The organism is Paenibacillus sp. Y568, from assembly GCF_059445545.1.
This window is the reverse complement of sequence record NZ_JCAIUM010000001.1, coordinates 231,249-242,926: the sequence shown is the minus strand read 5'-3', so window position 1 is coordinate 242,926 and position 11,678 is coordinate 231,249. Positions and strand designations below refer to the sequence as shown.

Here is an 11,678-nt window from a genome sequence, read left to right as displayed (position 1 = left end):
TATGTTAAGAGAGGATAAAGATCACAGCTTGCCAATTATCCAACAGAAACTAAGGAGGAACCAACAGTGCAGAAAATTGAAATAATGTTAGCGGATGATAACAGAGAATTTACAAATTTGCTTGCCGAATACATATCGGAGCAAGAGGACATGGTTGTTACCGGAATCGCCTATAATGGTGAGGAAGTGCTTAATATGATCAATGAATCTCGAAAAGCACCAGACGTTCTCATCTTGGATATCATCATGCCGCATCTGGATGGCCTTGGGGTACTTGAACGCCTGCGTGAGATGAATATCTCTCCACAACCAAAGATAGTTATGCTGATAGCATTCGGCCAAGAGAACATCACTCAAAGAGCTGTACAGCTAGGAGCATCGTATTACATTTTGAAACCATTCGATATGGAAGTTCTTGCGAACCGTGTTCGCCAATTGGTGGGTCAACAGAATGTGAATTCGCCAAGCATGTCGATGTCTAACAACAAATCTAATGTACTTCCTTTAGGAAAAGGAAAAAATTTAGATGCAAACATTACATCCATCATTCATGAAATCGGCGTTCCTGCACATATTAAAGGATATCAATATTTACGGGAAGCCATCACCATGGTGTATAACAACATAGAAATTTTGGGAGCCATTACAAAAACTCTTTACCCGGCTATTGCTGAGAAGTTCAAAACAACACCATCACGCGTAGAACGTGCCATTCGTCATGCCATTGAAGTAGCTTGGACACGCGGCAACATCGACTCTATCAGTCACCTGTTCGGCTACACGATCAATATTAGCAAGTCTAAGCCAACGAACTCAGAATTCATCGCGATGGTAGCGGATAAGCTTAGAATTGAGCACAAGGTGTCTTAAGAGTATATTACGTTTGACTTAGTGGTGTATTTAATCATAAGACGGAAGGATGAATTTATGCAAAACCCCCATCAGGGTTAGTAAAGATAAGTGGGACGTTTGTCCGTTGAATAGCGGATGAGCGTCTTATTCATTTAACAAATGTATCTGAGTAAATACTACAATTAGCATCCACTGAACGTGCAAAAATACCCCTCACCTTAATTGGTTGGCAGGGCTTTTTTATTCTCTTCTGCACTTTTAGCTTTTTCGTATGCCTCATCCTTGCCCTCACTTTTTCCTTAATAAGTCATTTCAAACATCGCTTCAATCCATTCCAGCTGAGTCAGATTACATCATCATGACGGGATTTTAAGATCATGCATTAGCTCTTCTATGCATTCATCCTTTATGTAAATCCTTCTTAGTTCTTCCATTTCATTTTATAGTCAGGTGCTGAATCCAGCGAAGTTTTACTAACTAATGTTTTACGTGGAGTTAGTGGTGCGTCCACACGTGTTTTATGTATAAGTTCCACTAACATAGCATTGTTGAATTTTAAATATTTGAGCATTGATGCGAAGGCAAAAAACAATAACCCTGAGATAGTTCCACTGATCCACCATGTCAAAGCGAGTATAAAGTGGAATTCTTCATTACCCTTAATCAAATTAGCTACTGGATTGCCTTGCATTCCATACATAATCCCTAAAATTATCCCACCAAGAATAGATATGATACCAAGAGCATTGAGGATCTTAGTCAAGAATAACCCCTCCATAAATAGATTTGGCTTTAGTTTATCAGAATTAGGTAAATGTTGCCATATAAAATTATTATAACCAAAATTCATTCTATATGACATCGTACCCATTTTTCGTAAGATTGAAATATTCACTTAATCCTGTTAATTAAAGTGATTTCTATAGGACAATTAAACAAATACCGCTAATTATTGGGTTTGAGATAAAAAAACCAATAATTAGCAGTATTCTTCTTGACGCTACCCACTCATTTTTTAAGAAAGAGCTTCTGTACTCCTGTGATGAGTAAATATATGGCGAATAATGTGATGAGTGTAACAGCCCATGCATAATCTTGGACAATAAATGTGAGAGAGGATAAGACAATGAATAGGAGGATGCGAATGATACCTTCACGTTTAGTACGTGATTGGAGTGGATTAGATTTTTTTTGATTATTTTGCTTTTTATTAGATTGCTTAGACATGTTATAACCCCTTTAAGATATCGTTGACTGTAGACAATAGGATACCTTATGGCGTGGGGAAAAGAAAGGCGATGACACTTATGAGTATAATCATGTAAGTTATAGAGACTTTTCTTGACTTCTAGTTTTTTGATTCTATAATTTTATTACGACTACTAGGAGGAACAAATATGTCTAAGACTTATTCACGTACGTATATTGAGAATGTGAAGATTGAGATCATGAATAGATTGGGATTAAAGAAGGTGTTTTTTAAGGAACAGATCGGTGAAAGTTTAATTTATGAAGCGTTGGGTTTTGATCGAGGGACTGAGCATCGATTTTGTGTTAGACCCAAAACGGGAACTATTGATGAATTTATATCTGGTAAATGGATGAAAGTACGCAATTTTATTATTAAAAGTGGCAATTATTAATTCTGGTATTTTATGTAAATATTTTAATCTTGAATAAAATTTATAAGTGTGTATAATTCAAAGGAATTATATATTTAAAATGTTTTCTAGGGTTCCGCATCCATGTGGTTGGTCTGGACCGAGAGAAGACTCACAGCGAGAGCTGTGTCACGGAAGGATAAAAGCCTGGGAGAAACTGTTTAACAGTTATCTCCTAGGCTTTTTTTTGTTATTCAAGGAAGTAAATAAAACTGGAGGTGTTTTAGTAATGAATACAACCTGGATTAAAGTATTTGTTGCCGCTTTTTTCGAAGTCTTTTGGGTGATTGGCTTGAAACATGCATATGACTTTTGGACTTGGACAGGGACGGTTATGTCAATCATCATTAGCTTTTATTTTATGATCATAGCTGGACGAAAACTTCCTGTTGGGACGGTATATGCCGTTTTTGTTGGGATGGGTACTGCCGGAACAGTCATTTCCGAAGTCATATTCTTTGGTGAATCTTTTCAGGTGGTCAAAGCATTTTGGATTGTACTCTTATTATCAGGGGTCATTGGTTTGAAATTAGTTACAAAAGATCAAGACCAAGAAGGGGATGGGTCATAATGGCGTGGATATCTTTAATCTTAGCGGGGTTATTTGAAATGTCTGGTGTTGCTATGATTAGCAAATTTCATAAGGAGCGTAACTGGCGATCATTCAGTGGGTTACTACTCGGATTCGGCGCAAGTTTTCTATTTCTAGCATATGCCATGCAAACCCTACCGATGGGGACAACGTATGCCATTTGGACAGGAATTGGAGCGTCTGGTGGAGCAATATTAGGAATGCTGCTTTATGGTGAATCAAAAGATTGGAGAAGAATTGTTTTGATAGGTATAGTTCTCATTTCCGCCATAGGATTAAAGCTCGTCTCGTGATAGTGTATTAGGATCTACCTTAAAACGAGAATGTTTGTTCCTAATTAGGAATTTAGAAGGTATTTACCATGCCAAATCCTAGGTGTTATTATAGAATGGCGGTAGGCTTTATGACAATCAGTATGTTTAGCTTGGAAGTAGGAGGAATGACATGATAGAAATAACGGAGTCTTGGATAGATTCGCTTGCGCCTAATAGCGCAGCCATTAAGAATGGGCATGATCTGGTAAGAAAGGGAAAATTCCTGCAACTACATCAATCACAGAACAAGGAGGTGCTGTTTGGGACATGTGCGGGTAGCGGGAAAACGCCTTATTTACCTTCTGCTGACTTCGCCATACCTGACAAACCTGTCATGCGATGTACCTGTCCGAGCCGACAGATTCCCTGTAAGCATGTGCTGGGCCTGTTGTATGCTCATGTTGAAGGAACAGTCTTTACAGTAGCGGACGTGCCGGAGGACCTTGCTGCTAAGCGTGATAAAGCAGAGAAAAGAGAAGAGAAAAAGGCAAAGGAAGCAGTGGAAGGGACCTCTTCTAAGCCGAAGAAAGTGAATAAATCTGCATTGAAGAAGAAAATTATATCACAGTTAGAAGGATTGGATGTGCTCGAAAAGCTGACAGATACGCTAATCCGCCGTGGTCTAGGAACGATGGATGCGAAAGATTTGAAAGTGATTCAGGATCACATCAAGCAGATGGGAAGCTATTATTTAGCAGGTGCGCAGACACAATTACGCAGGCTATATCTGCTATTGGCTGCGAAAGAAAATATCGAAGATACATACACGTATGCCTCTGAACAATTAGCCATTATTCATGCTTTTATCAAGAAGGGCCGGATTCATTTGAATAATAAGTTGGAAGATCCTGATCATACGCTTGATCATGAGACAACAATTGAGGAATGGCTTGGGCATGCCTGGCAGCTGACGGACTTGAAGGAAGCAGGGCTTGTAAGCGGGCAAACGGAGTTAATCCAGCTCTCCTTCCTCAGCTATGATGAGCAGGCTCGCCAAGAATATGTAGACAGTGGTTATTGGATCCAGATGGATAGTGGTGAGATCCACCGCACCGTCCACTACCGTCCTTATAAAGCCGCGAAGCTGATGCGCGAGGAGGACAGCTTTTTCGATGTTGCAGAAATCCCGATATTGTATCGCTATCCCGGAGAAATGAACTGTCGTGTGCGTTTTGAAGAGATGAGAGCAAGACCGGTATCAGAGTATGATATGTCACGTATTCGTGAATTTGTAGCACCTTCCTATGCTGAGGCCATTAAAAAAGTGAAAAATCAGATTAAAAATCCACTCAGCGATCCGAATCCGGTGATGTTATTATACGTGCGTGAAGTATGTCAAAACGAAGAAGGGCAATATGCCATTCGCGATGAGTCCGGACAAATGCTTGGATTACATGATCACTATACGGAGCCAACGGTGTCGCTCTTAAGATATATGTCAGATGAGGTACTGCATAATGTAGCTATGCTTGTGATGTTTGAACATCAACTAGACAGCGGACGCTTACTCGCACAGCCGCTCAGCATCATTACCAATCAGGAAATCATTCGATTACTATACTAGATGTTTTGATTCAGAGGAGGAAAGGACATGAGTACCGCACTTCTGCAAGAGCTAAACGAGGAACTCAGACGTATTTATATCGCAGGAAGCGAGCTGGCTACGGGTGATTTTCGTTTGAAACGAATCCTCCCCCAATTTCAACAGTTAGGGGAGCGCGCACCGGTTATTAAAAAATTGGGTGAAGGGATTCAGGCGCTGATCGAACCTGATTCGAAGCGCACGGCGGAATCTGCCAGACAACTTCAGGATTTGAACGTATTACTTCTCTCTGTGCTGCACACTCAAGGCACGACGTCATTGGATGGAGAGCTGACGGCAATAAGAAACCAACCAATCCACTTACATGCCCGCTTGTCTTATCGGAAGTTATCGGCTGTTAGAGCCGCCTTAACGACAAGAGGCGGTGGACGCTATGAGATTATAAAAGAAGCTTATCAAGAAGGAGTGTTTCAGGATCTCCGGCTACTTCCGCTTGCTATAGAGGCGTTGAATGATCCTTATGTAGAGATCGCAGAGTTTGCGATGACGGATATTTTGCCTTCCTATGGTGCAGAGATTGTACCTTATTTGCAACAAGCCTTTGATCCGGCAGGGGGCAAGGTAGAGTCGCGGAAGCTGAAGGTGATCGCGAAGAATGGCGGTGTGGAAGTACTTGAAGTGATCTTCGAATCGGCGTCTTCGGGTTCAGATGAAGTACGTACGACAGCGATACGTCTGTTAGCTGGTCATGATACGTACGAGAAGGCCGTGCTTGATTGGAGCCGTGACAAGAAAAAGGGGATACGAGAGGCAGCTTATGATGCCCTGTCTGCTAGTGATTGGGAGAGCGCAATCGATCGTCTTTATGAAGCATCCACTGGGAAAGACTGTGAGCTCGTCAATCCAGCCTTGGCTCGAAGCCATTCGGTTGTACTCACCGAGCATCTGGTCCACGATTTCGCTAGGGAGCTTCAATCGCTTCATGAAGTAAGTAATGATAAAAATAGGACTGAGGACATTTGGACGAAGGTAAAACGATATTTATGGGCACTCCACCATAAAGAAATCCCAGCGCTTGAAGTGTTATACCGTGGGGTCTTAGAGCAGTATGAACTGTATATGTATACTTTAGGCTGGACATTCCTCGTCAATGAAGCAACGTTGTATATGAAAAAAGTAGACTCCGAAGAAGCCCGTCAGCTTCTGATAGATAATGTAGAGCAAGATTTAAAACGAACGGTAAACAGCAGTTCTTATGCTAATGAAGTGTTCAGTAAAGCACAATCTATATTGGCACCAAATCGAGTGTATGAAGAGTATGTGAGTTTACTACTTGAAGGATTCGAAGCTACTCCAGTTAGCCGAGTTGCGAAACGGCGAAAACGGCTTCTGGAAACGATCGAAGATCTCGTCATTTTCCGTAAATATAGGGTCTATGAACAAATATGGGCTTACAACGAAGAGAATTCGTATACCTATCATGTCGAAATGTTGCCACAAATCTCGATGTCGAATGCCTGGGATGTCCGATGGTTGCAACACTTTGTTGAGCAGGATGTACTTGCGTTGGTATGCGCCTTTGCTCGACCAGGGGATGAACAAGTGGTGAATTACTTGCTTGGCAAGCTTCAGACCTCTCCAGAGTTTCGCAATCGGTATGCTAATCTGACGGTTATGGGACTTGTGCGTGCAGAGACGAGAGACTACGTACTTCATGAAGCTCTCATGCAAGCCATGGAAGACGAACGTAATATCGATTGCCACGAAATAGAGCCTTTCCTTTTCGAACAGCTGTGTCAACTTCCTGTAAGTTTCGCTGAACGCATTCAAGCCGTACTTCCTAAATTTCTACACAGAGCCGAAGAACAGCTTCATTATATCCTGAACAACATGCAGTCTATTCATTCATAAAGGAGTGGTACAAGTGAGCACTGAACAAGCTATGCAGGATGTAATGCGTCAACCATCGGAGCTACTTTATCATGAAGAACTGAAAGCGTTAATTCGTGAAGATAAAGGTAAGGTTCCAGCAGGATGGCAGATGTCACCTCAATCCGTTCTGAAATTTATCGTAGGTGGAATAGCGGGTAAACAAGTTATCTCTCCGAAATATATCGGTAATCAACGACTTATCGAGATGGCAATTGCAACGCTTGTCACGGATCGGGCTTTGTTACTGATCGGGGAGCCTGGGACAGCAAAATCTTGGCTTTCTGAGAACCTTACTGCAGCCATTTACGGTAATTCCGGTCTGGTCGTGCAGGGAACTGCAGGCACAACGGAAGAACAAGTCCGTTATTCTTGGAACTATGCTATGTTGTTGGCTCAAGGGCCTACACCGGAAGCAATTGTGCAAAGTCCGATTATGCGTGCGATGGAAGCCGGAGGTATTGCCCGATTTGAGGAAATCTCGCGCTGTGCTTCAGAAGTGCAGGATGCTTTAATATCTATTTTATCGGAAAAGACGATATCGGTACCTGAGCTTGGTAAGGAAATGAATGCGCGCAAGGGATTTTCAATCATTGCTACAGCCAATACAAGGGACCGTGGGGTTAATGAGATGTCCACAGCACTGAAACGACGATTCAACATTATCGTCTTGCCAGCACCAGCAGATCTGGAAATGGAAATTGAAATTGTGAAAAAACGTGTTGCAGAAATCGCATCATCCTACGATTTACAGGCAGCCGTACCCGCAGATGAGGCACTTCAGAAGGTCGTTACGATCTTTAGGGAGTTGCGAAGTGGCATGACGCTCGACAAGAAAGAGAAGATCAAATCACCAGCCGGTGTAATTTCGACGGCAGAAGCTATTTCGCTACTAACGAATAGTATGGCACTTGCTGCGAGCTTCGGTAATGGAGAAATGACAGATGAAGATTTGGCAGCAGGATTGCAAGGGGCGATTGTAAAAGATGACGACAAGGATCGGCTCGTATGGAAAGAATACCTAGACAATATTATGAAAAAACGTGGGGCTAGTTGGCGAGGGCTGTACACAGCCTGTAAGGAGATTAATTCGTGAATGGCGTAAGCGGAGATGGCGTACATATATTTGGTGTGCGGCACCTGTCCCCGGCCGGGGCCAAGCATGTCATAGACTATCTATCGCATATCCAACCTACGGCAGTACTTATCGAGGGTCCTTCTGACGCAACGCCGGAAATAATCCATTTAACCAGTGGTACAACGAAGCCACCCGTTGCCATTCTCGCTTTTACAGAGGAACTGCCCGTGCGAACGGTGCTTTGGCCATTTGCGGTGTACTCACCAGAGTATCAAGCAATGCTGTGGGCGCGCAAGCAGGGAGCTTATTGTGCTTTTATCGACCTACCTTCTTCTTCCACCGTCTGTTTGCAGGATGTACGTGGCGCAACATTGGATGTGGATGAGAAAGTTGAGGACAGTGAAGAAAAACGTGAAAAGGAATCTGTAGATGTTGAAGATGTAAAAGAGGTCGATTACACTAGAGAATCCGTATATGATCGTATTGTACAGCTTTCTGGAGAGTCTGATTATGATGCTTACTGGGAACGAAACTTTGAACATAATTTGAATGTAGATGCCTACCGCGAAGCAATCCTCGCTTTTTCCAATCATATGCGTGAGTTGACTGAAGAGAAAGAGCGAAGTGAGGAAAGACTGGAATACGCGTACAATACTGTACGGGAGTCCTATATGCGTCGGCAAATTGTGGACACCATTGCAGCAGGACATGAACCGGGTAACATTGTCGTGATCTGCGGTGCGTATCATGCATCTGCATTAACTGATCTTTCCAGATGGATGAATGATGAAGAAATACGATGTTTACCATCGCGCAAAACTAAACTGACGCTTATGCCCTATTCGTACTATAAGTTGTCCTCTCTTTCGGGGTATGGGGCTGGCAACATCGCCCCCCATTATTTTGAAATGATGTGGAATCGGATGGTTAATGGTACGCTAAGTGACCTTCCACATCACTATTTATCAAGTATTGCAAGCGATATGAGAAACAGCGGAACATACCGCTCTACAGCTGAGATCATCGAAGCGGTTCGTCTGGCTGAGTCTTTGACAGCATTGCATGGAGGTAGCGCACCAACACTTCAAGATCTGCGTGATGCAGCGAAGACGTTGCTCGGGCGAGGAGAATTGTCACCTGTGGCGGAGTCACTTGCACGCACGGATATCGGAACCGCTATGGGGGAACTGGCGGAAGGCATAAGTCAGACTCCCATTCAGGATGACATGAACCGGCAGTTGAAAAGACTGAAGCTGGACAAATATAAGTCTACGATCGCGAACGATCTAGTACTAGACTTGCGTGAGAATCGAAGAGTTTCATCAGAAGAAGCCGCATATCTAGATTTGAATCGTTCGTTTTTGTTTCATCGCTTGAAGTTACTCGGTATTCACTTTGTGAAGGAAAAATCGAAGTCCTTAGAACAGGCAATATGGGCGGAACATTGGGTAGTACAGTGGTCACCCGAGGTGGAGATTCAAGTGGTTGAATCGACGTTACTTGGCGAAACAGTAGAGGTAGCTACAGGTTATGTGCTACACCAACGTTTGGAAAGCTGTAATACTATGGATGAAGCCTCTGTACTGATCCGTACCGCCTATGAGTGTGGGCTGATCCATCAGATGGAAGCAGGAAGGAAGGCGCTTCAGCGTCTTTCGGTAGAGAGTCAGGATGTTGTTCGAATTGCAGCTGCAGGTAGAGAGTTATCCGGGTTGATCCGTTATGGGGGTGTTCGCCTGATAGATACGGCCCCTTTGGTACCACTTTTGCAACAACTGTTTATGCGTGGTTGTCTTTTCTTATACGACGCCAGTCAATGCAACGATGAAGTGTCGGATTCTATGATTATGGCGATGAATGAAATGAATAATATTTCGGGCGAACATAGTGAAGAAGTAGATGAATCATTGTGGATTCAGGAACTTACTCGTCTGTCCGATCGGGATGATTGTCATCCACGCCTGTCTGGCCTCGCTTGTGCGATTTTGTTAGAGAGAAATGCTATATCTGCTCAACAATGTGCGCAAGAAGTATCGCGTCGGCTATCTCCTGGTATACCAGCTGACTTGGGTGCCGGATGGTTTGAAGGCTTAGCTATGCGCAACCGTTATGCTCTCTTGTCTCGAATGAGTCTCTGGGAACAATTAAACGTATATATCACCTCACTTAAGGATGAAGAGTTTGTGCGTGCTCTCGTGTTTTTACGACGAGCCTTCAGTTTCTTTAGTCCCAAAGAGAAGAGTATGATTGCTGAGCTTCTCGGAGAATTATGGGGCGTTAACAGCGAGCAAACTGCGGAGATACTGATGGATGACTTGAAGGAGGAAGAAATTAAAATGCTAGATGATTTGAACGAATTTGATTTTGAGGACTTTTGACGATGGTAAGTTCTGTAGATCGTCGTATGTTGTCCCGTTGGAGACTTATTCTAGGTCAGGATGCGGAAGATCAACTGTCTGAATTTGGTCAAGTTGAGCAGATGGTATTATCGGATGAAGAACTAATCATGGATCGTGCCCTGGCAGCTATCTATGATCAGACCAATCAAGTTAGCGATATAGGTGGTGCTCCATTTTCGAGCTCTAGAGGAGCGGGGAAGGGACAATCTGCACCACGGTTAGCGCAGTGGCTCGGAGATGTACGTAGCCTTTTCCCCGAGGATGTAGTGTCTGTGATCCAGAACGATGCGATGGAGCGTAAGGGTTGGAAACAACTGTTGTTAGAACCTGAAGTATTAGCTAGTATTAAACCAGATATTCAGCTTGTAGGCACCTTATTGTCATTGAAGGGGCAAATACCTGAACAAACCAAAGAAACGGCCCGTATGCTTGTAAAGTCTGTCGTAGATGAGCTGATCAAGCGAATGGAACAAAATATTCAAAGGGCAGTGACTGGAGCACTAAACCGAAGACAACATACACCACTCTCTTCATTAAGCGGCATTGATTGGAAGCGGACGATTCAACGCAACCTGAAAAACTATGATGTCAGCTTGCAGAGGATCATTCCTGAGAGATTTTATTTCTATGACCGAGCAAGGAAGAACAAAGAGTGGACTGTCATCATCGATATCGATCAGAGTGGTTCTATGGCAGAATCAGTGATTTGGGCATCGATCATTGGGTCCATTTTTGCAAGTATTCCGGCACTGGAGACCCGTGTCGTTGTATTTGATACAGAAGTCGTTGATTTGACTGAGCAATGTGCCAATGATCCCGTGGATATGCTTTTCGGCATTCAGCTTGGTGGTGGAACTGATATTCATAAATCAGTAGCCTATTGTGAGCAATTTATAGAGGAACCGAAAAAAACACTGTTTATCCTTATTTCGGATCTCTATGAAGGTGGCAACCAGTCGAAGCTCATTCGGCGTATGCGGGAGATGAAGGAGTCCGGTGTCAAAACGCTTTGTTTGCTAGCCTTGTCGGATGAAGGAAAACCATTTTATGATGAACAGGTTGCGAAGGCTTTCTCCCGTGACGGTACTCCAACCTTTGCTTGTACCCCAGCACTTCTTCCTCAGCTAGTAGAGGGAGCATTGAAGGGGCAGGATTTGACGGATCTTTCCATAAGACTAGGAACCAAAGGAATTTAAGAGCGACATTAAGTTTGATTTTAAGCATAACCTATAAATACCACTTCTTTTTGGATTATTCGTAACCCCCAAAAGAAGTGGTATTTGGTATACCTAACTTCATGGAAAAAATGA

Annotated in this window: 11 protein-coding genes and 1 riboswitch; of the genes, 9 read left to right on the top strand and 2 right to left on the bottom strand. The window is 43.1% G+C overall.

The features are described from left to right. The first annotated feature begins 66 nt into the window (after window positions 1-66). The gene (spo0A, locus tag AC1D7X_RS01210) at window positions 67-870 is read left to right on the top strand and encodes a sporulation transcription factor Spo0A (protein WP_495474497.1); all 804 of its coding nucleotides are present in this window, start codon (window positions 67-69) and stop codon (window positions 868-870) included. Window positions 871-1,273: 403 nt separating this feature from the next. Here spo0A and AC1D7X_RS01205 read toward each other — a convergent pair whose 3' ends face one another. Beyond that, on the bottom strand, window positions 1,274-1,615 hold the full coding sequence (locus AC1D7X_RS01205; protein WP_495454438.1) for a hypothetical protein: 342 nt from the start codon (window positions 1,613-1,615) through the stop codon (window positions 1,274-1,276). A gap of 245 nt (window positions 1,616-1,860) precedes the next feature. Further along, complete coding sequence (locus AC1D7X_RS01200; protein ID WP_495454439.1) at window positions 1,861-2,079, bottom strand: hypothetical protein; 219 nt, start codon at window positions 2,077-2,079, stop codon at window positions 1,861-1,863. Between the two features lie 170 nt (window positions 2,080-2,249). Between AC1D7X_RS01200 and AC1D7X_RS01195 the strand changes: the two genes are divergently transcribed. From AC1D7X_RS01195 to AC1D7X_RS01160, 8 genes are all read left to right on the top strand, one after another. Beyond that, the gene (locus tag AC1D7X_RS01195; protein WP_495474496.1) at window positions 2,250-2,495 is read left to right on the top strand and encodes a hypothetical protein; all 246 of its coding nucleotides are present in this window, start codon (window positions 2,250-2,252) and stop codon (window positions 2,493-2,495) included. 75 nt (window positions 2,496-2,570) lie between these two features. Beyond that, window positions 2,571-2,669, top strand: a riboswitch (guanidine-I (ykkC/yxkD leader). A 73-nt stretch (window positions 2,670-2,742) separates the two neighbouring features. Next, entirely contained in the window at window positions 2,743-3,084 is a 342-nt protein-coding gene (locus AC1D7X_RS01190) for a DMT family transporter (protein WP_495454441.1), read from the top strand. Further along, on the top strand, window positions 3,084-3,398 hold the full coding sequence (locus AC1D7X_RS01185; RefSeq protein WP_495454442.1) for a DMT family transporter: 315 nt from the start codon (window positions 3,084-3,086) through the stop codon (window positions 3,396-3,398). Before AC1D7X_RS01190 ends, AC1D7X_RS01185 begins: the two co-directional genes overlap by 1 nt. A 151-nt stretch (window positions 3,399-3,549) precedes the next feature. After that, window positions 3,550-4,983: an SWIM zinc finger family protein gene (locus AC1D7X_RS01180; protein ID WP_495474495.1), complete on the top strand. Its 1,434-nt coding sequence runs from the start codon at window positions 3,550-3,552 to the stop codon at window positions 4,981-4,983. 27 nt (window positions 4,984-5,010) lie between these two features. Further along, on the top strand, window positions 5,011-6,873 hold the full coding sequence (locus AC1D7X_RS01175) for a HEAT repeat domain-containing protein (RefSeq protein ID WP_495474494.1): 1,863 nt from the start codon (window positions 5,011-5,013) through the stop codon (window positions 6,871-6,873). 31 nt (window positions 6,874-6,904) lie between these two features. Next, window positions 6,905-7,987: an ATP-binding protein gene (locus tag AC1D7X_RS01170; RefSeq protein ID WP_495474621.1), complete on the top strand. Its 1,083-nt coding sequence runs from the start codon at window positions 6,905-6,907 to the stop codon at window positions 7,985-7,987. After that, window positions 7,984-10,347 (top strand): DUF5682 family protein, encoded by a 2,364-nt coding sequence (locus tag AC1D7X_RS01165; RefSeq protein WP_495474493.1) that lies wholly within the window; start codon window positions 7,984-7,986, stop codon window positions 10,345-10,347. The genes AC1D7X_RS01170 and AC1D7X_RS01165 overlap by 4 nt, the downstream gene beginning before the upstream one ends. Before the next feature lie 2 nt (window positions 10,348-10,349). Beyond that, window positions 10,350-11,564, top strand: coding sequence for a VWA domain-containing protein (locus AC1D7X_RS01160; protein ID WP_495474492.1), 1,215 nt, complete (start codon window positions 10,350-10,352; stop codon window positions 11,562-11,564). Window positions 11,565-11,678 lie beyond the last annotated feature (114 nt).

What these genes read in the sequence shown, in the direction of transcription:
- AC1D7X_RS01200 (WP_495454439.1), bottom strand. Translation starts at nt 2,079, where the DNA reads ATGTCTAAGCAATCTAATAAAAAGCAAAATAATCAAAAAAAATCTAAT.
- AC1D7X_RS01195 (WP_495474496.1), top strand. Translation starts at nt 2,250, where the DNA reads ATGTCTAAGACTTATTCACGTACGTATATTGAGAATGTGAAGATTGAG.
- AC1D7X_RS01190 (WP_495454441.1), top strand. Translation starts at nt 2,743, where the DNA reads ATGAATACAACCTGGATTAAAGTATTTGTTGCCGCTTTTTTCGAAGTC.
- AC1D7X_RS01185 (WP_495454442.1), top strand. Translation starts at nt 3,084, where the DNA reads ATGGCGTGGATATCTTTAATCTTAGCGGGGTTATTTGAAATGTCTGGT.
- AC1D7X_RS01180 (WP_495474495.1), top strand. Translation starts at nt 3,550, where the DNA reads ATGATAGAAATAACGGAGTCTTGGATAGATTCGCTTGCGCCTAATAGC.
- AC1D7X_RS01175 (WP_495474494.1), top strand. Translation starts at nt 5,011, where the DNA reads ATGAGTACCGCACTTCTGCAAGAGCTAAACGAGGAACTCAGACGTATT.
- AC1D7X_RS01170 (WP_495474621.1), top strand. Translation starts at nt 6,905, where the DNA reads ATGCAGGATGTAATGCGTCAACCATCGGAGCTACTTTATCATGAAGAA.
- AC1D7X_RS01160 (WP_495474492.1), top strand. Translation starts at nt 10,350, where the DNA reads ATGGTAAGTTCTGTAGATCGTCGTATGTTGTCCCGTTGGAGACTTATT.